Source organism: Escherichia sp. KTE172 (genome assembly GCF_000408845.1).
Lineage (GTDB): Bacteria > Pseudomonadota > Gammaproteobacteria > Enterobacterales > Enterobacteriaceae > Escherichia > Escherichia coli.
In genome coordinates this window covers 3,665,800-3,689,608 of sequence record NZ_KE137316.1, presented here as the reverse complement: position 1 = coordinate 3,689,608, position 23,809 = coordinate 3,665,800, and the positions used below count along the sequence as shown (strand labels likewise).

At 50.6% G+C, this 23,809-nt stretch carries 25 protein-coding genes and 4 pseudogenes; 18 read left to right on the top strand and 11 right to left on the bottom strand.

The window, feature by feature from the left end:
* The first annotated feature begins 67 nt into the window (after positions 1–67).
* The 18 genes and pseudogenes from G434_RS30800 (at position 68) to G434_RS06735 (ending at position 15,405) form a co-directional block, all read left to right on the top strand.
* Positions 68–199, top strand: a complete 132-nt coding sequence (locus G434_RS30800) for a GNAT family N-acetyltransferase (protein WP_001309182.1) — start codon at positions 68–70, stop codon at positions 197–199.
* A 490-nt stretch (positions 200–689) separates the two neighbouring features.
* Positions 690–947 (top strand): YjhX family toxin, encoded by a 258-nt coding sequence (locus tag G434_RS06665; RefSeq protein WP_001054376.1) that lies wholly within the window; start codon positions 690–692, stop codon positions 945–947.
* A gap of 11 nt (positions 948–958) precedes the next feature.
* A complete protein-coding gene (locus tag G434_RS06670; RefSeq protein ID WP_001309181.1) occupies positions 959–1,504 on the top strand; it encodes a GNAT family N-acetyltransferase in 546 nt (181 codons plus the stop codon).
* Positions 1,505–1,559: 55 nt separating this feature from the next.
* Positions 1,560–2,306, top strand: a complete 747-nt coding sequence (locus G434_RS06675; RefSeq protein WP_000354251.1) for an SAM-dependent methyltransferase — start codon at positions 1,560–1,562, stop codon at positions 2,304–2,306.
* Positions 2,307–2,474: 168 nt separating this feature from the next.
* Positions 2,475–2,693 (top strand): annotated as a pseudogene (locus G434_RS29280) (hypothetical protein).
* Between the two features lie 37 nt (positions 2,694–2,730).
* Positions 2,731–2,847 (top strand): annotated as a pseudogene (locus G434_RS30540) (VOC family protein); the annotation flags it as partial.
* Positions 2,848–3,091: 244 nt separating this feature from the next.
* Positions 3,092–4,213, top strand: a complete 1,122-nt coding sequence (locus G434_RS06680; protein WP_000010829.1) for a M42 family metallopeptidase — start codon at positions 3,092–3,094, stop codon at positions 4,211–4,213.
* Positions 4,210–4,488, top strand: coding sequence for a PTS sugar transporter subunit IIB SgcB (gene sgcB, locus G434_RS06685; RefSeq protein WP_000722973.1), 279 nt, complete (start codon positions 4,210–4,212; stop codon positions 4,486–4,488). The genes G434_RS06680 and sgcB overlap by 4 nt, the downstream gene beginning before the upstream one ends.
* A gap of 11 nt (positions 4,489–4,499) precedes the next feature.
* Complete coding sequence (gene sgcC, locus G434_RS06690; protein ID WP_000460843.1) at positions 4,500–5,813, top strand: PTS sugar transporter subunit IIC SgcC; 1,314 nt, start codon at positions 4,500–4,502, stop codon at positions 5,811–5,813.
* Between the two features lie 12 nt (positions 5,814–5,825).
* The gene (gene sgcQ, locus G434_RS06695) at positions 5,826–6,632 is read left to right on the top strand and encodes a BtpA family protein SgcQ (protein WP_000118626.1); all 807 of its coding nucleotides are present in this window, start codon (positions 5,826–5,828) and stop codon (positions 6,630–6,632) included.
* Between the two features lie 130 nt (positions 6,633–6,762).
* Positions 6,763–7,194, top strand: a complete 432-nt coding sequence (gene sgcA / locus G434_RS06700) for an SgcA family PTS sugar transporter subunit IIA (RefSeq protein ID WP_000606406.1) — start codon at positions 6,763–6,765, stop codon at positions 7,192–7,194.
* Positions 7,195–7,205: 11 nt separating this feature from the next.
* Positions 7,206–7,838, top strand: a complete 633-nt coding sequence (locus tag G434_RS06705; protein WP_000600622.1) for a ribulose-phosphate 3 epimerase family protein — start codon at positions 7,206–7,208, stop codon at positions 7,836–7,838.
* Positions 7,839–7,854: 16 nt separating this feature from the next.
* Entirely contained in the window at positions 7,855–8,637 is a 783-nt protein-coding gene (locus G434_RS06710) for a DeoR/GlpR family DNA-binding transcription regulator (RefSeq protein ID WP_000082780.1), read from the top strand.
* 302 nt (positions 8,638–8,939) lie between these two features.
* Positions 8,940–9,728 carry an IclR family transcriptional regulator gene (locus G434_RS06715; RefSeq protein ID WP_000251798.1) on the top strand — a complete coding sequence of 263 codons (789 nt, stop codon included), beginning with the start codon at positions 8,940–8,942 and terminating at the stop codon, positions 9,726–9,728.
* Positions 9,729–9,732: 4 nt separating this feature from the next.
* Positions 9,733–10,638 (top strand): dihydrodipicolinate synthase family protein, encoded by a 906-nt coding sequence (locus tag G434_RS06720; protein ID WP_000714563.1) that lies wholly within the window; start codon positions 9,733–9,735, stop codon positions 10,636–10,638.
* A gap of 10 nt (positions 10,639–10,648) precedes the next feature.
* On the top strand, positions 10,649–12,616 hold the full coding sequence (yjhG, locus tag G434_RS06725; protein ID WP_000116326.1) for a xylonate dehydratase YjhG: 1,968 nt from the start codon (positions 10,649–10,651) through the stop codon (positions 12,614–12,616).
* 106 nt (positions 12,617–12,722) lie between these two features.
* Positions 12,723–14,072 (top strand): GntP family permease, encoded by a 1,350-nt coding sequence (locus G434_RS06730; RefSeq protein WP_001128363.1) that lies wholly within the window; start codon positions 12,723–12,725, stop codon positions 14,070–14,072.
* Between the two features lie 346 nt (positions 14,073–14,418).
* On the top strand, positions 14,419–15,405 hold the full coding sequence (locus G434_RS06735) for a sugar-binding transcriptional regulator (RefSeq protein ID WP_000373366.1): 987 nt from the start codon (positions 14,419–14,421) through the stop codon (positions 15,403–15,405).
* A 40-nt stretch (positions 15,406–15,445) separates the two neighbouring features.
* Here the strand turns inward: G434_RS06735 and G434_RS06740 are convergent, their stop codons facing one another.
* The 11 genes and pseudogenes from G434_RS06740 to G434_RS06790 form a co-directional block, all read right to left on the bottom strand.
* Positions 15,446–16,450, bottom strand: a complete 1,005-nt coding sequence (locus tag G434_RS06740; protein ID WP_000471147.1) for a GRP family sugar transporter — start codon at positions 16,448–16,450, stop codon at positions 15,446–15,448.
* 103 nt (positions 16,451–16,553) lie between these two features.
* Positions 16,554–17,195, bottom strand: a complete 642-nt coding sequence (locus tag G434_RS06745) for an L-fuculose-phosphate aldolase (RefSeq protein WP_000439687.1) — start codon at positions 17,193–17,195, stop codon at positions 16,554–16,556.
* A 30-nt stretch (positions 17,196–17,225) separates the two neighbouring features.
* Positions 17,226–18,341 carry an S-methyl-5-thioribose-1-phosphate isomerase gene (gene mtnA / locus G434_RS06750; protein WP_001022014.1) on the bottom strand — a complete coding sequence of 372 codons (1,116 nt, stop codon included), beginning with the start codon at positions 18,339–18,341 and terminating at the stop codon, positions 17,226–17,228.
* Positions 18,342–18,350: 9 nt separating this feature from the next.
* Positions 18,351–19,610: an S-methyl-5-thioribose kinase gene (gene mtnK, locus G434_RS06755; RefSeq protein WP_000132327.1), complete on the bottom strand. Its 1,260-nt coding sequence runs from the start codon at positions 19,608–19,610 to the stop codon at positions 18,351–18,353.
* 739 nt (positions 19,611–20,349) lie between these two features.
* Positions 20,350–20,448: pseudogene (locus G434_RS28215) on the bottom strand (TA system toxin CbtA family protein); the annotation flags it as partial.
* 89 nt (positions 20,449–20,537) lie between these two features.
* Positions 20,538–20,906: a type IV toxin-antitoxin system YeeU family antitoxin gene (locus G434_RS06760; protein ID WP_001295723.1), complete on the bottom strand. Its 369-nt coding sequence runs from the start codon at positions 20,904–20,906 to the stop codon at positions 20,538–20,540.
* Between the two features lie 162 nt (positions 20,907–21,068).
* Positions 21,069–21,290, bottom strand: coding sequence for a DUF987 domain-containing protein (locus G434_RS06770; protein ID WP_000692345.1), 222 nt, complete (start codon positions 21,288–21,290; stop codon positions 21,069–21,071).
* Between the two features lie 62 nt (positions 21,291–21,352).
* A complete protein-coding gene (locus tag G434_RS06775; RefSeq protein ID WP_001186775.1) occupies positions 21,353–21,829 on the bottom strand; it encodes a JAB domain-containing protein in 477 nt (158 codons plus the stop codon).
* A gap of 15 nt (positions 21,830–21,844) precedes the next feature.
* The gene (locus G434_RS06780; RefSeq protein WP_000855064.1) at positions 21,845–22,318 is read right to left on the bottom strand and encodes an antirestriction protein; all 474 of its coding nucleotides are present in this window, start codon (positions 22,316–22,318) and stop codon (positions 21,845–21,847) included.
* Positions 22,319–22,659: 341 nt separating this feature from the next.
* Positions 22,660–23,478 carry a DUF932 domain-containing protein gene (locus G434_RS06785; protein ID WP_001234653.1) on the bottom strand — a complete coding sequence of 273 codons (819 nt, stop codon included), beginning with the start codon at positions 23,476–23,478 and terminating at the stop codon, positions 22,660–22,662.
* Positions 23,479–23,595: 117 nt separating this feature from the next.
* Positions 23,596–23,791: pseudogene (locus G434_RS06790) on the bottom strand (DUF905 family protein).
* Between the last annotated feature and the right edge of the window lie 18 nt (positions 23,792–23,809).

The window sequence follows — 23,809 nt, the reverse complement described above, 5'->3', positions numbered from 1 at the left end:
TTATTTACAGGGTCTTGCTGGGAGTTCTTACACTTGCTCGCGATATTCAATTGGCCATTGTCAACAAATGACGCAGGTTTTGATTGGTGATATCTATTTACGTCAGCAATGCGATGTGTTTTGGCTCGGCTATACCATCAGTCCCGCTTATGCTCGCCAGGGATATGCAATTGAAGCAATTACCGCCACGATTGACTGAATAAAAGAGAACGGTTTTTCACTCATCAAAGCCGGTGTGAATCCGGAAAATACCCTTTCAAAAAAATTACTTATCAGGATTGGCTTCAATTTTTCAAGCATCGAAGATGGGTGAGCATATTTATGTTCTGGATTTAACAAAAGGAGAATAATCTCCCGAAGGGAAAAGCCGATGAGGCCATTTCAGGCGTACTTCAACATGCATTCGTCAGTGTCATCTGCCTTTTCCAGTAAATGGGTTGGCATTCAATTTCCAAAGTACATCACACTTTTTCTACTGAAACATATCCCTCCTATAACTACGTGTTAATATTCGCTCCGTAAATACCTTTCAACTCAACCCGAGGCTTTGATGCTGGAGAATGTAATCATCCGATAATCAGTTCCCCGACCTTTTCAGGCCGGACTGATTATCAATGCGCCGAAATCGAATGCGGACACCGCGGTGTGTTTGCACGTTTTGCACATGATGATTAAATAGGTTCTTCAGTATGAATTTATCCCGTCAGGAACAACATACCTTACACGTTCTCGCTAAAGGTAGACGTATTGCGCACGTCCGCGATTCTTCAGGCCGCGTCACTTCCGTTGAATGCTACAGCCGCGAAGGGCTGTTGCTGACCGACTGCACGCTCGCCGTCTTCAAAAAACTCAAAACCAAAAAACTTATCAAGTCCGTCAATGGCCAGCCCTATCGAATCAACACCACCGAGCTGAATAAAGTTCGCGCTCAGCTCGATAATCGCTAAGGAGAGTTTCTATGACAGTACACCACTTCACTTTTCATATCACAGATAAAAGTGATGCCAGTGATATCCGGGAAGTCGAAACCCGCGCATTTGGCTTCAGCAAAGAAGCCGATTTAGTGGCCTCTTTACTTGAGGATGAAAGCGCGCGCCCCGCGTTATCGCTGCTAGCCCGGTATGAAGGCAAAGCCGTCGGGCATATTTTATTTACCCGGGCAACCTTCAAAGGAGAAATGGATTCACCGTTGATGCACATCCTCGCTCCCCTGGCGGTCATACCGGAATACCAAGGGATGGGCGTGGGAGGACGGTTGATACGCACTGGCATCGAGCACCTGAGGTTGATGGGCTGCCAGACGGTTTTTGTTCTCGGCCACGCCACCTATTACCCCCGACATGGGTTCGAACCCTGTGCCGGAGACAAAGGCTATCCGGCACCTTATCCCATCCCGGAGGAGCACAAAGCCTGCTGGATGATGCAATCACTCACCGCTCAGCCCATGACCCTGACCGGCCACATCCGGTGCGCAGACCCTGATGAAACCGGAGCACTGACGTGAATAACAATCTTGTTGTGTCCTTTTTAAGGCTTAACCCAATAACAGGAATTAAATAATGGATATCCCACGTATTTTTACCATCAGCGAAAGTGAACACCGCATCCATAACCCGTTCACCGAAGAGAAGTACGCCACGCTGGGTCGCGTGCTGCGCATGAAGCCGGGCACCCGCATTCTTGACCTCGGCAGCGGCTCGGGCGAGATGCTCTGCACCTGGGCCAGGGATCATGGCATTACGGGGACTGGCATCGACATGAGTTCGCTCTTCACCGCGCAGGCAAAGCGTCGCGCGGAAGAACTCGGCGTCAGCGAACGCGTACATTTTATTCATAACGATGCGGCCGGTTACGTCGCAAATGAAAAATGTGACGTGGCGGCCTGCGTCGGCGCGACATGGATTGCCGGTGGGTTTGCCGGGGCGGAGGAGCTGCTAGCGCAAAGCCTGAAACCGGGCGGGATCATGCTTATCGGCGAACCCTACTGGCGTCAGCTACCAGCAACAGAAGAAATAGCCCAGGCCTGCGGCGTCAGCTCGACAAGCGATTTCCTGACGCTGCCAGGACTTGTCGGAGCGTTCGACGATCTCGGCTATGACGTGGTGGAAATGGTACTGGCAGACCAGGAAGGCTGGGACCGGTATGAAGCCGCAAAATGGCTGACCATGCGCCGCTGGCTGGAAGCGAATCCTGACGATGACTTCGCCGCCGAAGTCAGGGCCGAACTAAACATCGCGCCGAAACGCTACGTGACCTACGCGCGGGAATGCTTTGGCTGGGGCGTGTTCGCACTCATCGCCCGGTAACAACAGGTTCCCGGTATTTCTGGCTGGAAATATCGAGGCTTTACCTTTGCTTTGATCTGATGTATCACCTGCACAATACATATTCAGTATGTTTATTAATCAAGATGTCACCATAAGGAGCATCATATGTCACAACATGAACAGTTCTGTCAGGCTTGCGGAATGCCGATGTCGGCACCAGATGCACACAGTGCCAGTGATCAATATTGTGCGTAATGCAGCGACAGCAACGGCAATCTCAAACCCTGGGAAGAAGCGGTATCAGGTTTAGCCAGCTTCCTTGATTCCTGGCAAAAAGTCGGCCCGGAGGAAGCACATAAGCGTGCAAAACGTTATCTGACGGCAATGCCAGCCTGGGCTCATAAAGCGGAGAGTGATTTGAGCTGATTATCTATACTCCCTCTGAATCTATTCAGGAGATCCGATGTTTTCTTACATTATGCTGGGAACCAACGACCTGCCACGCGCCATTACATTCTAAGATCCGCTGATGGAGATGCTGGGGTATCCACGTGCAGGACGTAATGAAGAGGGAGCGTCCTGCAACAAAGTGGTGCTATAACAGTTACCGCGTTTTATTCATCCTCATTATTTCAACCATAATCACTGGTCTCTCCAGCCCGTAACTTTCACAAACGTTGAGCGCTTTTATTCCACTCGGCTCACATAATTTTTTATTTGTTCAGCTTTGCGCGTTTTCACGTGAACGTTCTCACAATTATTCGACCAGTCTGCGCCTATAAAACGCTCAACGAGTGATTGTTTTACGGTCTACGGAGATAGCTATGTCATTTTCTGTGCAGGAAACCCTGTTCTCGCTTTTGCAGCACAATGCGATTTCAGGACACGAAAACGCTGTCGCTGACGTCATGCTGTGCGAATTCAGGCGTCAGGCAAAAGAGGTCTGGCGAGACAGGCTTGGGAATGTCGTCGCGCGCTACGGTAGTGATAAACCCGATGCGCTGCGACTGATGATTTTTGCGCATATGGATGAAGTCGGTTTTATGGTGCGCAAAATAGAGCCGTCTGGATTTTTACGCTTTGAACGCGTAGGCGGTCCTGCGCAGGTCACTATGGCTGGTTCCATCGTCACCCTCACCGGGGACAAAGGGCCAGTCATGGGGTGTATCGGCATTAAGTCCTACCACTTTGCCAAAGGCGACGAGCGCACGCAGTCACCTTCTGTCGACAAACTGTGGATTGATATTGGTGCCAAAGACAAAGACGACGCTATACGGATGGGCATTCAGGTCGGTACGCCTGTCACTCTGTATAACCCGCCGCAACTCCTGGCAAACGATCTGGTGTGCAGTAAAGCACTAGACGATCGTCTAGGCTGTACTGCCCTGCTCGGTGTAGCGGATGCTATCAGTACTATGGAGCTTGATATCGCCGTTTATCTGGTGGCTTCGGTACAGGAAGAATTTAATATCCGCGGCATTGTTCCCGTATTACGCCGTGTAAAACCTGACCTGGCGATTGGTATTGATATCACTCCATCGTGTGACACCCCTGATTTACACGATTATTCCGAGGTCAGGATTAATCAGGGCGTTGGGATCACCTGCCTGAACTACCATGGTCGGGGAACGCTGGCCGGATTAATCACGCCTCCTCGCCTGATACGGATGTTGGAACAGACGGCTCTTGAACACAACATTCCGGTGCAGCGAGAAGTGGCTCCCGGCGTGATAACAGAAACCGGTTATATCCAGGTTGAGCAGGATGGTATTCCCTGCGCCAGTCTCTCTATTCCTTGTCGCTATACCCATTCTCCGGCGGAGGTTGCCAGCCTGCGTGATTTGACTGATTGCATCCGCCTATTGACCGCTCTGGCAGGTATGTCAGCAGCACATTTCCCCGTTGAGCCTGATTCAGGCACTACACAAGAGGCACATCCATTATGAAAAAGATCCTTGTGGCATGCGGTACCGGCATGTCGACTTCAACCATGATTGCACACAAGCTGCAAGAGTTCCTGACTGAACAGGGCATTTCAGCCACTACCGCCCAATGCTGTCTGAATGAGATCCCTCTTAACTGTAACGGTATGGACCTTATTGTAACCTCCATGCGAACCAACAGTGATTACGGCATCCCTACGCTTAATGGCGCCGCCCTGCTCACAGGGATCAACGACGACGCGTTAAAACAACAAATCAAGGCTCTGTTAACTCAATAAAAGGAGGCATTATGTTTGATTACATCCTGTCTCTCGGCGGTACCGTTTTCGTCCCTATCATCATGATCGTGATTGGCCTTATCTTCCGCATCCCCTGGCTGCAGGCGATTAAGGCAGGGGTAACGGTTGGGATTGGTTTTGTCGGTATGGGACTGGTGATCGTCATGGCGATCGACAGCCTCAGTCCCCCTATCAAAGTGATGATTGAGCGTTTCGGCCTAGCCCTGCATGTCTTTGACGTTGGCGCAGGCCCTGCCTCCGGCGTTGGTTATGCGACAGCCATTGGCGCCATGATTATCCCAGTTATTTTTCTTCTCAATGTCGCCATGCTGGTCACCCGTCTGACCAAAACGATGAACGTCGATATTTACAATTACTGGCACTACGCCATTACGGGTACGGTGGTCCAGCTTATGACCGGTAGCCTGATTTATGGTGTGCTGGGGGCAATCTGCCATGCGGCGCTATCGTTAAAAATGGCCGACTGGACGGCAAAACGGGTACAGAACATCGTCGGGCTGGAAGGTATTTCGATACCGCAAGGCTACGGTTCCAGTTCAGTACCGCTTTTCGTTCTACTTGATGCTATCTATGAAAAAATCCCTTTCATGAAGGGACGCAATATCGATGCTCAGGAGATCCAGAAACGCTACGGCATGGTCGGCGATCCGGTGATTATCGGCGTAGTGCTCGGTCTGATTTTTGGCCTGGCGGCTGGTGAAGGCTTTAAAGGTTGCGCCAGTCTGATGATTACCGTTGCGGCAATCATGGTGTTGTTCCCGCGCATGATCCGCCTGATTGTTGAGGGCCTGCTGCCCATCTCCGACGGTGCAAGAAAGTTCTTCCAGAAATATTTCAAAGGACGTGAAGTGTATATCGGTCTGGATACTGCTGTGACGCTGGGGCATCCAACCACCATTGCTGTCGGTCTGCTACTGATACCCATTATGTTAATTCTGGCCAGCATTTTACCGGGCAACAAAGTGTTACCCCTCGCAGACCTGCCGGTAGCACCGTTCTTTATCTGTATGGCTACGGTTATCCACCGCGGAGACCTGGTCAGGACGTTGATAAGCGGGGTCATCGTGATGATTACCGTCCTGCTGATCGCCACCCAGTTCGCGCCTTACTTCACTGAAATGGCGCTCAAAGGCGGTTTCAGTTTTGCCGGTGAAAGTGCGCAAATCTCAGCGTTGTCCGTGGGCAATATGTTCGGTTGGTCGATTTCTGAATTGATGTCGCTTGGGATTATTGGCGTTGTCGTGGCGGTCGGTATTGTCGCCAGCGTCGTGCTGTTCTTACGTAAACGTGAATTATCGGAATAAGGAGTACTTTCAATGAGTTGGCTGAAAGAGGTTATTGGGACGGAAAAAGCGGTCATCGCCATGTGCCATCTACGTGCATTGCCCGGCGACCCGAGTTTTGATGCGCAGTTGGGGATGAACTGGGTTATCGACAAAGCCTGGGACGATCTGATGGCGCTCCAAAATGGTGGGGTGGATGCAGTCATGTTCTCCAACGAGTTTAGTCTTCCCTATCTCACGAAGGTGCGTCCGGAAACCACTGCGGCAATGGCACGAATCATCGGGCAATTAATGAGCGATATCCGCATCCCGTTTGGCGTGAATGTTCTGTGGGATCCGGTCGCCTCATTCGACCTGGCGATGGCTACCGGCGCTAAGTTTATCCGCGAGATATTTACCGGTGCCTATGCCAGCGACTTTGGCGTCTGGGACACTAACGTCGGTGAGACCATCCGTCATCAACACCGGATTGGTGCAGGCGAAGTGAAAACCTTGTTCAATATCGTCCCAGAGGCCGCCGTGTATCTGGGCAATCGCGATATCTGTTCTATTGCTAAATCGACAGTATTTAACAACCATCCTGATGCGCTCTGTGTTTCTGGCCTGACCGCCGGGACGCGTACCGACAGCGCGCTGTTAAAACGGGTCAAAGAAACGGTGCCTGACACCGTCGTGTTGGCCAACACGGGCGTCTGCCTGGAAAACGTGGAGGAACAACTCAGTATCGCCGATGGCTGTGTGACCGCAACCACCTTTAAAAAGGACGGCGTTTTTGCCAATTTCGTTGACCAGGCGCGAGTCAGTCAGTTTATGGAGAAAGTGCATCATATACGCCGATAAGATGGGGATAAGCAGAGCGCTTATCCCCGGCAAAGAGCAATAACCCTTCTGCGATCCCTGCCGCCTTCGTCAAAAGTATCGACGGGGATCGCTACCAGATTAACCCGAATCGGCATGGAGTCAACGACGGATGATTAACGATATTAAATGGGTACAGGCACAACGTAAAGCCACCGACTGGCGTCAGGCCGTGGAAATCGCCACCCGCCCGCTGGTAGCCTATGGTGCCGCGCAGCCATGCTACGTTAATGGGATCATCGAAAATACCCTTAACTGGGGGCCTTATTATCTGATAGCCCCAGGAATCGCCTTGCCTCACGCCCGACCAGAGCAAGGCGCAAACTATAATCAGGTCAGTATCACCACGCTACGCACCCCGGTCGCCTTTGGTAACGAGGAGTGCGACCCCGTCTGGCTGCTTCTCTGCGTCAGCGCCACGGATGCCAACGCACATATTTTGACCATTCAGCGCATCAGCCAGTTTATTGATTCGCCACAACGCTTAACGGCAGTGGGAAATGCCAGCACAGACGATGCACTGTTTGCGCTGGTATCAGGTTAACGGAGGCGCTTATGATCCTGCACCCTTCTCTCGCCAGCGCAAATCCTCTGCACTATGGTCGTGAGCTGACGGCATTGGACAATCTGGATTTTGGGAGCCTGCATCTGGATATTGAGGACAGCAGCTTCATTAACAACATTACGTTTGGGATGAAAACGGTGCAGGCCGTCGCCAGACAGACGCCTCATCCCTTGTCCTTTCATTTCATGCTTGCCCGGCCACAGCGCTGGTTTAACGCGCTGGCTGAAATCAGACCCGCGTGGATCTTCGTTCATGCAGAAACGCTGGACTATCCTTCGGAAACGTTAACTGAGATCCGCCATACCGGCGCACGAGCCGGACTGGTATTTAATCCGGCAACCCCGATCGACGCCTGGCGATATCTGGCGTCTGAGCTGGACGGAGTGATGGTGATGACCAGTGAGCCCGATGGGCAGGGACAGCGGTTTATTCCCTCCATGTGCGAGAAAATCCAAAAAGTACGCACGGCTTTTCCTCAGACCGAGTGCTGGGCCGACGGTGGAATTACGCTGGCAGCTGCACAGCAACTGGCAGCAGCTGGGGCGCAACATATGGTGATTGGGCGCGCCCTGTTCTCTTCATCTGACTATCGCGCGACCTTAGCTCAATTCGCCACCCTGTAAGAGGAGATTGTTTCTGATGAGCCAACAGAGACCTGACCGTATCAAACAGATGCTGCACTACCTGTGGCAACATCGTCACCTCTCCACACAGCAGGCCATGGAGCTTTTTGGCTATGCGGAAGCGACTGTCCGTCGTGATTTCCAGTATATTGTCAACCAGTATCCAGGCATGATCCGCGGTCACGGTTGCCTGGACTTCGACGACAGTACAGACGACAAAGAGTACGTCTTCGACGTGAAACGTACATTGCAATCTGTGGCGAAAAGAGAAATAGCTGCCCTTGCCCGAACAATGATCAAAGATGGCGACTGCTTTTTTCTCGACTCCGGCTCAACCTGCCTCGAACTGGCGAAATGCCTGGCCGATGCGCGGGTAAAGGTCATCTGCAACGACATTAAAATCGCCAATGAACTGGGCTGTTTTCCCCATGTGGAAAGTTACATTATCGGAGGACTGATTCGCCCAGGTTATTTTTCGGTAGGAGAGAGTCTGGCGCTGGAGATGATCAATGCCTTTTCCGTAGAACGTGCGTTTATCTCCTGCGATGCGCTGTCGCTGGAGACGGGGATCACCAATGCCACCATGTTTGAGGTCGGGGTGAAAACACGGATTATTCAACGCTCGCGTGAAGTTATTCTCATGGCCGATCACTCAAAATTTGATGCCGTTGAGCCGCATGCTGTAGCAACACTATCATGTATTAAAACGATCATCAGTGACAGCGGGTTACCTGAGACTATTGCACAGCGTTATCAGCGAGCCGGATGTCAGTTGTTTTTACCTCATTCAATAAAGTGATAAGTAAGTTCATTCGAGAGGGATTTCAAGCAAAAATAATCAATGGCACCCAATAGAAAATATTGGCGATGCGCTCGAACGAATAAAGAAGCTCTAGGCGCAATCCACACACTACGATGTTGCAACAACACGCCATCTACTTTTTATTCTCATTCACTAAATGTGGCTGTTCTGGATTCATTATTCAAAGTGTGTACAAGATCACATTTAATCACATCATTACGGTTCAGCATGCTGAACAAAGCATATTTTCCACTATGTAATGCCGATACCATTTATTCCATGAGCAAGGAGGAGCCATTATGGTTCGCAAAGGGTGTAATTCATTAGTCCGTGCTGAAAAAATATTAACCCACATTGCATGGGTTGGTATGGCAAGTTATATGGAGTTATTAAATAAATTCCAGTACCCCAAAAGCAGCCTGCTTAATTTATTGAATGTAATGGTGGATTGTGGTTTCTTAATTAAAAACAAAAACGGCTACTATTCACTGGGAATAAAAAACTACGAATTGGGTTGTCAGGCGTTACACCGTCAAAATATATTTGAGGTGACTAAGCGGCCAATGCAGGAGTTGTCGCTGAAAAGTGGACTGGTTTGTCATCTTGGGGCGATGGAGAGCATTTCGGCTATCTATCTCGACAAGATCGAAAGTCCGGACTCTGTACCGACGAGCAAAAGCTGGATTGGCAAAAAACTTGAGTTGCATATTACCGCGTTGGGTAAGGCATTATTAGCCTGGAAGACACGAGAAGAACTGGATTATTTTTTAGAAGCACTCACGTTAACTCCACATACGCGCAATACATTTACCGATAAAAAATTGTTTCTGGAAGAATTACAAAAAACACGCCTTCGGGGATGGGCCATAGACAACGAAGAATCAACCTATGGGGCGGTATGTTTAAGTATGCCGGTATTCAATATGTATAACAGAGTTAACTATGCAATCTCACTTTCTGGCGATCCGGTAGTTTATTCAGGAAATAAGATAGACAGCTATCTGGAATTGCTCCGGAAATGCGCTGAGCAAATATCATATGGGCTGGGATACAGAAACGAAAATGAGCACTTACGAAAAGGAAACTGAGGTAATGAAAAAATTCAGCGGCATTATTCCACCGGTATCCAGCACGTTTCATCGTGACGGAACCCTTGATAAAAAGGCAATGCGCGAAGTTGCCGACTTCCTGATTAATAAAGGGGTCGACGGGCTGTTTTATCTGGGTACCGGTGGTGAATTTAGCCAAATGAATACAGCCCAGCGCATGGCACTCGCCGAAGAAGCTGTAACCATTGTCGACGGGCGAGTGCCGGTATTGATTGGCGTCGGTTCCCCTTCCACTGACGAAGCGGTCAAACTGGCGCAGCATGCGCAAGCCTACGGCGCTGATGGTATCGTCGCCATCAACCCCTACTACTGGAAAGTCGCACCACGAAATCTTGACGACTATTACCAGCAGATCGCCCGTAGCGTCACCCTACCGGTGATCCTGTACAACTTTCCGGATCTGACGGGTCAGGACTTAACCCCGGAAACCGTGACGCGTCTGGCTCTGCAAAACGAGAATATCGTTGGCATCAAAGACACCATCGACAGCGTTGGTCACTTGCGTACGATGATCAACACAGTTAAGTCGGTACGCCCGTCGTTTTCGGTATTCTGCGGTTACGATGATCATTTGCTGAATACGATGCTGCTGGGCGGCGACGGTGCGATAACCGCCAGCGCTAACTTTGCTCCGGAACTCTCCGTCGGCATCTACCGCGCCTGGCGTGAAGGCGATCTGGCGACCGCTGCGACGCTGAATAAAAAACTACTACAACTGCCCGCTATTTACGCCCTCGAAACACCGTTTGTCTCACTGATCAAATACAGCATGCAGTGTGTCGGGCTGCCTGTAGAGACATATTGCTTACCACCGATTCTTGAAGCATCTGAAGAAGCAAAAGATAAAGTCCACGTGCTGCTTACCGCGCAGGGCATTTTACCAGTCTGAGGAGAAACTCATGTCTGTTCGCAATATTTTTGCTGACGAGAGCCACGATATTTACACCGTCAGAACGCACGCCGATGGCCCGGACGGCGAACTCCCATTAACCGCAGAGATGCTTATCAACCGCCCGAGCGGGGATCTGTTCGGTATGACCATGAATGCCGGAATGGGTTGGTCTCCGGACGAGCTGGATCGGGACGGTATTTTACTGCTCAGTACACTCGGTGGCTTACGCGGCGCAGACGGTAAACCCGTGGCGCTGGCGTTGCACCAGGGGCATTACGAACTGGACATCCAGATGAAAGCGGCGGCCGAGGTTATTAAAGCCAACCATGCCCTGCCCTATGCCGTGTACGTCTCCGATCCTTGTGACGGGCGTACTCAGGGTACAACGGGGATGTTTGATTCGCTACCATACCGAAATGACGCATCGATGGTAATGCGCCGCCTTATTCGCTCTCTGCCCGACGCGAAAGCAGTTATTGGTGTGGCGAGTTGCGATAAGGGGCTTCCGGCCACCATGATGGCACTCGCCGCGCAGCACAACATCGCAACCGTGCTGGTCCCCGGCGGCGCGACGCTGCCCGCAAAGGATGGAGAAGACAACGGCAAGGTGCAAACCATTGGCGCACGCTTCGCCAATGGCGAATTATCTCTACAGGACGCACGCCGTGCGGGCTGTAAAGCCTGTGCCTCTTCCGGCGGCGGCTGTCAATTTTTGGGCACTGCCGGGACATCTCAGGTGGTGGCCGAAGGATTGGGACTGGCAATCCCACATTCAGCCCTGGCCCCTTCCGGTGAGCCTGTGTGGCGGGAGATCGCCAGAGCTTCCGCGCGAGCTGCGCTGAACCTGAGTCAAAAAGGCATCACCACCCGGGAAATTCTCACCGATAAAGCGATAGAGAATGCGATGACGGTCCATGCCGCGTTCGGTGGTTCAACAAACCTGCTGTTACACATCCCGGCAATTGCTCACCAGGCAGGTTGCCATATCCCGACCGTTGATGACTGGATCCGCATCAACAAGCGCGTGCCCCGACTGGTGAGCGTACTGCCTAATGGCCCGGTTTATCATCCAACGGTCAATGCCTTTATGGCAGGTGGTGTGCCGGAAGTCATGTTGCATCTGCGCAGCCTCGGATTGTTGCATGAAGACGTTATGACGGTTACCGGCAGCACGCTGAAAGAAAACCTCGACTGGTGGGAGCACTCCGAACGGCGTCAGCGGTTCAAGCAACTCCTGCTCGATCAGGAACAAATCAACGCTGACGAAGTGATCATGTCTCCGCAGCAAGCAAAAGCGCGCGGATTAACCTCAACTATCACCTTCCCGGTGGGCAATATTGCGCCAGAAGGTTCGGTGATCAAATCCACCGCCATTGACCCCTCGATGATTGATGAGCAAGGTATCTATTACCATAAAGGTGTGGCGAAGGTTTATCTGTCCGAGAAAAGTGCGATTTACGATATCAAACATGACAAGATCAAGGCGGGCGATATTCTGGTCATTATTGGCGTTGGACCTTCAGGTACAGGGATGGAAGAAACCTACCAGGTTACCAGTGCCCTGAAGCATCTGTCATACGGTAAGCATGTTTCGTTAATCACCGATGCACGTTTCTCGGGCGTTTCTACTGGCGCGTGCATCGGCCATGTGGGGCCAGAAGCGCTGGCCGGAGGCCCCATCGGTAAATTACGCACCGGGGATTTAATTGAAATTAAAATTGATTGTCGCGAGCTTCACGGCGAAGTCAATTTCCTCGGAACCCGTAGCGATGAACAATTACCTTCACAGGAGGAGGCAACTGCAATATTAAATGCCAGACCCAGCCATCAGGATTTACTTCCCGATCCTGAATTGCCAGATGATACCCGGCTATGGGCAATGCTTCAGGCCGTGAGTGGTGGGACATGGACCGGTTGTATTTATGATGTAAACAAAATTGGCGCGGCTTTGCGCGATTTTATGAATAAAAACTGAAAGCATAAATAAAAACATCCAGACACCTGAATTATCCGACTCTGCATCATTCGTTATTTGCTCAGTCGGATAATGATGGGTCGCTACCCTGTTATGAGAGGACGTTATGCCACTAATTATCGTTGTGGCAGGGATTGCTTTACTCCTGCTTTTAACCATAAAAATTAAGCTTAATACGTTTGTTTCGTTAATTATTGTCTCGATTGCTGTCGCCATCGCCAGTGGTATGGATTTGAGTAAAGTCGTCACCTCAGTCGAATCCGGACTTGGCGGTACGCTGGGCCATATTGGTTTGATATTTGGCTTCGGTGTTATGCTCGGTCGCTTGCTGGCCGATGCGGGTGGTGCGCAGCGAATAGCGCTGACCATGCTGAATTATTTCGGGAAAAATAAACTTGACTGGGCAGTGGTCTGTTCGGCGTTTATTGTCGGTATCGCACTTTTTTTCGAAGTCGGTTTAATTCTTCTGGTACCTATTTTATTCGCTATTGCCCGTGAAGCAAAAATATCACCGATGTTTATGTGTGTGCCGATGCTTTCTGGTTTGCTGGTCGCACACGGTTTTTTGCCGCCGCACCCCGGCCCGACTGTTATCGCCAGGGAATATGGCGCTGATGTAGGATTGGTACTGATATACGGTATCATTGTCGGCATTCCAACCTTTATTCTTTGCGGCCCGGTATTGAATAAATTCTGCCAGCGCATTATTCCGGACGCCTTTAAAAAAGAGGGGAATATAGCCTCTCTCGGCGCGACCCGCCGATTCAGCGAAAGCGAAATGCCAGGCTTTGGGATCAGTTTTCTCACGGCAATGCTGCCGGTGATCCTGATGGCGGTTGTCACCATCATCCAGATGACTCATGCCAAAAGTGCCGCGGATTCAGGCTTATTTTACAACGTGATACTGTTCTTAGGTAATTCAACGATCGCCATGCTGATTTCACTGCTATTCGCGATCTATACCATGGGCCTGGGGCGCGGGAAAACAATCCCTGACCTGATGGATTCTTGCGGAAAAGCTATCGCGGGTATTGCCGGTCTGCTGCTGATTATCGGTGGTGGTGGTGCATTCAAGCAAGTTCTCATCGACTCTGGCGTTGGTCAGTATATTTCCACCCTGGTTTCGGGTATGGATATTAACCCGATCCTGATGGCCTGGGGCGTGGCCGCATTCCTGCGTATTTGTCTGGGTTCAGCCACCGTCGCGGCGATCTCTACCGCCGGTCTGGTCATCCCATTGTTGGCAGTACATCCCAATACCAACCTGGCCTTGATTACGCTGGCTACCGGTGCCGGATCCTGTATTTGTTCTCACGTTAACGATGCCAGTTTCTGGATGATTAAAGACTTTTTTGGCCTGACCACCAAAGAAACGCTGTTATCCTGGACGCTGATGTCCACACTCTTATCCATCAGTGGGCTGATTTTTATTCTGCTCGCCAGCTTAGTTTTATAATCGGGTTCTTGCCAGTGAGCCAACCTGTTGTTCACTGTCCCCCATAATTTAGTGAGTGACGGCAACCGTCTGCACGGTGACGAATCGCTGGCGATCAAAAAGGGGCGATATTGAACCTTCGATTATGCTTGATGGGTGTATTCTCAGTAATACTGTAAAGCCGGAGCATGTCTCCGGCTTTACAGTATGGGGGAACAGCGGGCGATCGCTCAAATGGTATGCTGGTTTATTTCATGTAAAAGAATAAAATATCTGTATAAAATCATGCCACTGGCAATCTGCATCAACTCTCCGGGTAAACAGGGTTAAGATGAGCATTTCCCCGGTTTAATACAGGTATACAAAAGTGGATAGAGATCAAACAAACAGCAGCCTGTTCAATGATGATCCCGTACTTCATGCAACATGGCTGTACTATCAGGAAGGCAAAAGCCAGACTGAAGTTGCAGCTATCATGGGGGTGTCCCGCGTCACGGTTGTCAAATACCTGCAAACAGCCCGGGAAAATGGACTGGTTCATATCAACCTGGATGTGAATGTCTTTGGCTCTATCGACGCTGCTTTGCAAATTCGCGATAAATTCAATCTCCAGAGAGTGATCATCGTGCCGGATGGCGAACATGCCGGAAAACGTGATGATACAAAGCTGATGCGGACTCGCCTTTCACGTGCCGGTGGCATGTATCTGAATCAGGTGATTGAGAATGGTGATGTGCTGGGGGTTGCCTGGGGAAGAACAATCCATCAGATGAGCAAAACCATGACGCCGAAGTCATGTAAAAATGTCACCGTTATACAGATGCTCGGTTCCATGCCATCTCAGCCAGACCTGACGATCATTGAATCCTCATCGCAAATCGCCTACAAGCTTTCAGGCCGTGTCGCCTCGCTGCACGTGCCCGCCGTGGTATCAAGCGCCAGACTGGCCATGGAGTTACAGGCAGAGCCTATTATTCGATCGAATTTTGACGTTCTGACTCGCTGTACGAAAGCCTTTTTTGTCGTGGGTAACGCGCTTGATGAAAATCCCCTGATTCGGGTGGGCGTGCTGAATAAGAAGGAAATGCAGACGTATCGGGATTTAGGCGCAGTAGGTGTCATTTGTGGTCGCTTCTATGACAAGGAAGGGATGCCCGTCGTGGCTGATGTTGACCAGCGTATTCTGGGAATCAGTCTGGCTCAGCTAAGGCAGATTGAACGGAAGATCTTCCTTGCTGGTGGGGAAAGAGGCTATGACGCAACGTTGGGTGCCCTGCTGGGAGGATATGTCACGGACCTGATTGTTGATGAGGGAACGGCAGAGTTTTTGCTGGCGTGTGAATTACCACACTAAAAGAATGAACAACTGCCCCATGTAGATATGGGGCAGGATTTTATTGATTAGCGGCGATAATAAGAACAATACCCACAATGTATGAAATAAACATGGTCAGCAGCAGTTTATTGGTTCCGGCTGGCGCACTGGCAAATTCTCTCCAGATGAAGACTCCCCAGATCACGGCAATCATTGTGGCCCCCTGTCCCAGACCGTAGGAAATGGCATACCCCGCCTGACCAGACGCAATCAGACTGAATGCCAGACCGACACACCAAATCATACCGCCCAGCCAGCCGCAAACATGATCCCGTAAACTCCCGGAAAAATACATTTTCCCGTTGACCGGTTCTCCTGAAATAGGTTTTTTCATGACCAGCCTGTTAAGGACAAAGTTCGACAAAAACAGCCCCACGGCAAACAGAACAAGTGCTGAGTAAGGCGTCATCAGACCGCTGGCAGGCTGGCTGAAATTGTCAGACATGGAGTCCGCCAGGAAGCGGAAAAACCATCCCATGATGATACCCGCCAGAATGGCAGTAATGAGACCTTTATTACGGCGAGATTTATCCGCCTCCTGCGTGACACGACCATAGGCTATCGCGGTAAAAATAATGGCGATCACAACGCAGACGACACCGAGGAACAGAATGAGCGGATCGCCCTGCGGATTGCCGATATAGGTGGTGATCACACCCAGAGCCAGTGCCAGCCCCACACCCACAGGAAAAGCTACCGCCATACCGGCAAGATTAATAGAAGCGACCAGAAGAATATTGGAAATATTGAAGATAATCCCTGCCAGTATTGCCGACATCAGACTACTGCTGCTCGCCTGCTGAATATCAGGTATAAAACTGCGACCGGCTTCGCCCATAGAACCCAGCGTGAAGGCAAATAACAAAGAACACAGCAATAATCCAATTGAATAATCCCAATAGAATAGAGGGAACTCCCATTTTTTATTGCTGACAAGTTTAGTTGTATTCGCCCATGAACCCCAGCAAATCATGGTAATAAAACACATTATTATGGCGACAGCATACGATTCCACGATAAACATAAATAACTCCTTGTGGTAGTTATAATCAATCGTTGTGGACAGAGGGAATAGCAGCCATTCTGCGAATGGCTGTCATATGTTATTAATTAAAATAAAGCTGTAATTACGCTTTCAAACCATACGTTTTGAATTTTTCAAGGACGATGGTCATTTCGGCTTCAGACAGCACGGGAACATCGTGATGTAATCCGCCACATTTGATGTATAAATCAGCCAGCGTCTCGGTTTCACCCGCCAGCCACAACGTCTTTTCCAGCGTGACGTCCATGGCCAGCATACCGTGGTGCTGCATCAGCAAGGACTTACTTTCTCTGATTCCTTTAGATACACCGTCGGCCAGTTCAGGACTGCCAAAGGTATAATAGGGAATACAGGGAATATGATCCGTCCCCGATACCGCCACCATATAATGAATGGCCGGAATTGAATGATTATGTATTGCCACCGCCGTGGAATTCACCGCATGCGTATGTATGACAGCATTCAATTCTGGTCTGGCTTTATAACACGCCAGATGAATTAACCATTCACTTGATGGTATTTTACCCGCTTCAGGTTTTCCCTTATCGTCTACAAAGACAATCATGTCCGGCGTCATCTTTGAATAAGCGATCCCACTCGGCGTAATCAACATGCCACCGGTATACCTGGCACTCACATTACCTGATGTTCCTTGATTAAGACCTGACGCATTCATTTCCCGACAAGTGGAAATGATTTTTTCTGCTAACTTAATCCGTTCCATTCCTGATCCTTAATAGCAATGGCCGCTGTTTTAATGCTGTTCCCCCTGGAGTGCTTTACTCTTCAGGTCAGCAAACATATCCGCCAGCGCTGACTTACTGGCAGCACAGACTCCCCGCTCAGTAATGAAGCCGGTAATGTATCGGGCAGGCGTGACGTCGAAAGCGTAGTTCCCACAACGGGTTCCTTCAGGGGCGGTATTGACCCAGCTCAATTCTCCCTGAGGGTTTATCCCATAGACATGGGACTGCTCTTTTCCGTCACGTTGCTCAATCGGAATGCTTTTTCCGTCCTCGATAGTCCAGTCAATAGTGGGAGAAGGTAACGCGACGTAGAAGGGAACATGGTTATCATGGGCCGCCAGCGCCTTAAGATAGGTACCAATTTTATTACAGACATCCCCTCTGGCCGTGGTTCGATCGGTCCCAACAATGCAGAGATCAACGTCACCGTGTTGCATCAGGTGGCCACCCGCGTTGTCGGCGATCAGGGTGTGAGGAATACCGTGTGAGCCCAGTTCAAATGCCGTGAGTCCGCCCTGATTACGTGGCCGCGTTTCATCCACCCAGACGTGAACAGGGATTCCGTTTTCATGCGCTTTGTAGATGGGAGAAAGCGCGGTTCCCCAGTCTACAGTCGCCAGCCAGCCTGCGTTACAATGTGTCAGGATATTGACCACACTCCCGGCCGGTTTTTTCTGGGCTATTTCGCGGATGACTTCTGCACCATGTAATCCAATTTGTTCACACAACGCGACATCTTCCTCGGCAATTTCTGCCGCCAGCGCCCAGGCCACATCCTTGCGCTCTGATACACAGAGATCCTTCAGTGTGTCTATCATCCTGTCGAGGGCCCATTTGAGATTAATTGCCGTTGGTCGGGTTTTGATAAGAAGGTCATAGTAACGCTGCAGACCCATGTCACTGGCATCGTGATTCATTCCCAGCGCGATGCCATAGGCTGCAACGACACCAATAAGCGGAGCGCCACGAACCCACATATCCTGAATAGCCGTAGCGGCCATTTCCGCAGAGGTAAGCGCCACCACCTCGAACTTAAAAGGCAACTTAGTCTGATCGATGATTTCTACCGCTTTTCCATCCCCGGAAACCCAGACCGTACGATAGTGTTTACCTTTAATATTCATAATGACCTCTTACTTAACCTTCGCAGACTGGATGACGGAATCCATATTTTTAAACTGGCGGGCATTGACGATAAGATCGCGCGCCATGGTCAATGCACGTCGTTCACATCCTGCGCGAAGCTCTGTATTTTCAATCTGTTTCAGCTCGGCAACGCCAGCAAAACCAATGATCCGGCGATTCATTTCCATGCCGGCATTCACCAGGGAATCTTCAAGCAGCGTGGCAAAAAACTGATCCTGTGCGTCCTCAAGAGCGGCCCTGTTCTGTTGATACATTTCTGTCGACCACGCGTCGCCCTGTGTTTTGTTGTCCCAGAGCTGGCGGAACTCCCGGGTGAAAACGGACCAGGTTTGGACAATCTGCTGAAGCAGCCATTCCTGATAGTCAGCGCGACGTTGCTCATTCGCATCCCACCCAGGGCGTGAGAAGTACGCCAGCAGGAGGTTGCCAATATAGTTGCCGATATCAAACGCCATTGGCCCCATGAAACCGAACTCCGGATCAATCACTTTGGTATCCGTGTCGGTCACCATGATTGAGCCTGAATGAAGGTCGCCATGTAACAATGCCTGCGCTTCTGTCATAAATTTGTACTTATAACGCATGGCAACCTGGATCATCTCTACATCAGCCCAGGCCTTATGGACGGCATCGTCCAGCTCAGGAGAAGTCCAGTTATTCCGTTCAGCGTTGTAATAGGGCTCTGTGAAGATCAGATCTTCCGTAATTTTGCACAGCTCATGATTCAACGCGAACTCGGCAGTAAGCGCTTTTTTCTGTTCTGCTGACATGCCAATGTCAGACGTATTGAAGAGAGTCTGTGCTAAAAATCTGCCGATATCTTCAGCTAGTTTAGGGAATTTTTTACCGTTAATCAGTTCCTTACGCAGAATCACGTGAGGAGTCAGATACTCCATGGCAAACAGCGCCATTTCCGGGTCGTAAAAATAGACCTGCGGAATCAGTGTGTGACCCGCGTACTTGGCTTCCTGACATAAGACGTTGTACTCAAAGCCCGCACGGCTCAGAGATAAAGGCCATCCTTCGCCCCCGGCACGAAGCCAGGGCAGAGCTTGTTTTACAATGATGGTTTTATGTGTCCCCTCAACGATAAACACCATGTTCAGGTTTCCGTCCCCCACTTCTGAAACTTTCCACTCTTCAGGTAACCCTCCCGGTTCGCATGAAGGGGTCAGTCTGGACGAGAGATAACCCGGCAGCGTGTCACATGTCAGCGGCTTGTAACCTGATGGAATTGAATCCGTCATAACAGTTCTCCTTGTCTACACAGAATGATAATCAACTTGTCATGTGACAACTATACATTATCAAATGTAAAATTATTTGTGACACATGTAGATTTTTTGAACTGTATAAAATTAAAAATGATGTCGTATGGAGTCATGATCCTTACAGGAATCAGCAGAGGAAAACATCTATTATTACCATGTAATTCATGTTGTTATGTCGCAACAATAGTACTGCACGGGGAATTATTACGGGCAAACTTAGGCGAAAGGAAGTACTGAAGTGACAGAATAAATCACACTTTTTGTACATATGTACTTTTCTATTGTCTTTTGTTGTGGAAACAAATGGTGTTTGTCATGCCGATGCTAATAGACAGATAGATTCGAGGGCCAACAGCCCCATCATCATGATGGAGCAACAGAGGTGAGTCTAACGTTTCCGCACTTCTTATCGATCGGCACTAACGATCAATATCGATAAACTGATCTATCAAAACGATTATCTTTCTTGCAACCTGCCTAGTTATCCTTCTCTTACATTGCTCGCAGAAAAGCCCTTTTATTACGGTTAGTTATCTAGCTGAGGCTTGCTACGCCCATTTTCCATGTACCCCAAATCACGAGGTCACAAAGGCGCGGAAAGATGAAGGGATGTGCACGTTGCAACAAAAAAAAGAAGCGTCCTTGAACAGAGGCTCTCACTCGATAAAGAATTCTGCGACGAGTGCTTATTCGATATCGATGAGGAAATCAGGGAATGCTGGTCCAGTAACCGGGTGAGCAGTGTCTGCCAGATGGTGACTGGAGACGGGCAGCACGATACCTCCCGTACATGCGTGTCGGGTAATGTTTTCATACTGAAGATTTTCCTGATATGCAGAGATAAAAAATGGGACAGTGGCGTGGTGAAAACACCAGGCCGGAGCAGAAGGTTATTCTGGTGGTTTACTTTTTCGTTTCAGGTGTCGGATAAACAGCCAGATAAACGTAACCACAGGAGCCGAGGGTGTCGGCTTCACAGGTCAGCCCCTTCGCATACAGTGTCACGGTATGCTGATGGCGGGGATTCAGTTCACCACTGGTGAGCATTAATTTCAGTTGTTTCATCAGCAGCGGAAAGGCCTGGTCCAGAGGGTACGCATCCGCATCTCTGAACCGGCCTCTGATACCGGCACGGTCGGCAAGGTAATGCAACCGGTTACCCTCCTGCACCAGACGGGCGCCGAAACAGGGCGTCACTGTGCAGGGTAGTCCCCACCAGGGATGGTCGTCATTGTCATCGGGATGCGTTGTCCCGGAAAGTGTGTCTGACACGATAAAATCCTCACAGAAAATCGGTGAATGATAGTTTAACGATGACGGGTCAGCCGGCGCGCAGACCGGCTTCGGTAAAGGTGTATTCGTTGATGAGCAGGACCTCATCCACAGCGGCGTCTGAGCTCTGCCAGTCGTACTCGTTTTCCGGGTGACGGAACATCAGTTCAGGGTGACGCTCATCAGCCGGACATACGGACCAAAACTGTCCTTACGGCGTTCTGCAAACACGGCCAGCACACCGGGAATATCCTGCACTTCACGACCGGTATACGCTTCAGCACTGCCGTGCCAGCGGTATTTGCCGGTACAGAACGGAAAAAGACGGGATGCCGGATGCTGACGGTGAATACGCATGGCTTCGCCACGGGTGATGATTTTCATAGTGGGATACCTCTGAAGACAGAAGATAAAAGTGAAAACAGGTGTGATGTGGTTGTGACGGGTTAAAGCAGACCATATTCGGCAAAGGAGAAAACCTGGCTGCCACCGACTATCAGATGGTCCGGCACCCGGATATCCACCAGGCCCAGTGCCTGTACCAGACGTTCCGTGATAAGGCGGTCTGCCTTGCTGGGTGTGACTTCACCGGACGGGTGATTGTGTGCCAGCACCACAGCAGCGGCATTGTGATACAGGGCGCGTTTAATCACTTCCCGGGGATGGACTTCCGTGCGGTTGATGGTGCCGGTGAAGAGGGTTTCACCGGCAATCAGCTGATTCTGGTTGTTCAGATACAGCACCCGGAACTCTTCACGCTCCAGTCCCGCCATGTTCAGAATCAGCCATTCTCGTGCCGCACGGGTGGAGGTGAAGGCCACGCCGGGTTCATGAAGATGGCGGTCCAGGGTTTTCAGGGCCCGTTGAATGAGGCTGCGCTCGCCGGGCGTCATCTCTCCGGGCAGAAAGGAAAGCTGCTGCATTGTCCCTGCCTCCATTCAGTCGATGATGCGCATAATGGCGCTGCATTCCGGATGCTGCAGGGCGTAATCCCGCAGCCGGTAATAATGGACCGTCATGGCATAACACTCCGTACGACAGGCATGATGACTGTACGTCATCAGACAGGCAGCAATGCCGGCGGCTTCCGGGCTCATTTCAGCGCGGTTACCGTTCATGGCATTGAACAGTACCCATGTTTCGTCATCATCGTCATCCGGTTCGGGTGCCATAAATGCCCCGCCGTTGTTCAGGGTGTACAGATTCCAGATACCACCGCAGTAGTCTTCACACAGACGGTCCATCCAGCCGAAGATACGGGGCTCCAGGGTCACCCACTGTGGAATGAGGCCAAAGTGCTGCGGCCAGAAGCTGATGCGCCGTTCATCAGGGACGGGAGTGGCTACCAGTTGTTGCAGGTCAGTCTCCGGTGCACAGGCCGAAGAGGTGGTGTTCTGAGACAATGTTTTCATGTATGAAATCCTTGTAATGTGAATAAATGAGAGGGAGTAAAGGTCGGGAGCTGGCAACATCACGTTCATCACTGACCGTGATGACCCGGTAATATCAGGGATGAATGATATTCGGCTGAAATTCCGGACAGCCGTACGCGTAACCGTTCCGGTCACAGACGGATGGCCAGATGCCATTGCCTGTATACTCAGTCTGCACAGACTGATTTCTCCGGGACGGTAAAGCAGACGGGTACACCAGGCGCACAGGTCATCATCAGAAATGGAACGACACCCCGGCAGCGCCTCCGGGGCGTCGGGTGATTCTGGTGCCTGAATCACGCTTTCAGGGACATGCTGCATCAGCGCAGGCTCTCCAGCAGCGTTTCTGCCATTACCCACAATGCGCGGTTGAGCTTAATATCGGTGTCGATGTTGTGAATGGCACGGGTGTGGATACGTTTTCCTTTTGCACTGCGGCCGGAAATTCCGCCTTTCAGCATATTCTCCTGGATGGTCTGATATGCGCTCCACAGGTCCTGACCGTAATCCTCCCTGCGTCGTGGTGTCAGAATGTCAGCGGTGGTGACCGGCTGATGTTCGTCACCATAACGGTAAGTCAGTGCCGCCTGTGCCAGCGCCTGGCGTGCCGGTGGCGGCAGGACCAGCGACTGCATGGCATCACGCTTTTCCTCAATCCGGTCAAAAACCCCCACCACTTCGTAAGCCCCTTCGATAACTTTCTCCACCACATTTCCCCGGTGTGGAACACGCACTTCCCCCAGAGACTGACCGCAGACGCAGCCATTCTGGCAGACGAATCTGAAGTAACCCGGCAGCATCTGGTAGCTGGAGGTACCGTCATGAGAGTTGAGCAGAATAATTTCAGGGACATGTTCTCCGTTTATCTCTCCGGCCCGCCGCAGACGCAGCATGTGTTTTGTGTATCCCCGGCGGCCCGGGTCGCGCACGCGGGTCTGGCAGGCGAAGAATGGCTGAAAACCTTCCTGCTGCAGGCTTTCCAGTACGGTGATGGTGGGAATGTACGCATATCGTTTACTGCGGGAAGTATGCCGGTCTTCACCGAAAATACTGGGAACATAGTGCATCAGTTCTTCGTGTGTCAGCGGACGGTCACGGCGTATCTGGTTCGCATAACCAAAACGACTGGCTAGTCGCATAATTTGCTCCTTATCGGTGGTTACGATTTACTGGTGTAATAAATGAAAAAGCCACGTCTCCCGGAGAAGACGCGGCCTGACAGATGAAATGAATGACGTTTATTGTCTGAGAAGCCCTTAACTGGCGAGCTGAGTATTAAGCTGTGTTCCAGCATCACCAGCGCAACTGACCTTCAGCATTACGGATAACCAGCCGGGAATATGTTCCCTGGTCATCTTCAGTAAACACATTGCGGTAAGCTGTTTTGACGGCAACAGCCTGTTCGCGTGAGAAAGGGCCTTCGGGCAATAAACGTGATGTACAACCCGGCATATCTGTTGCTCCCTGAAA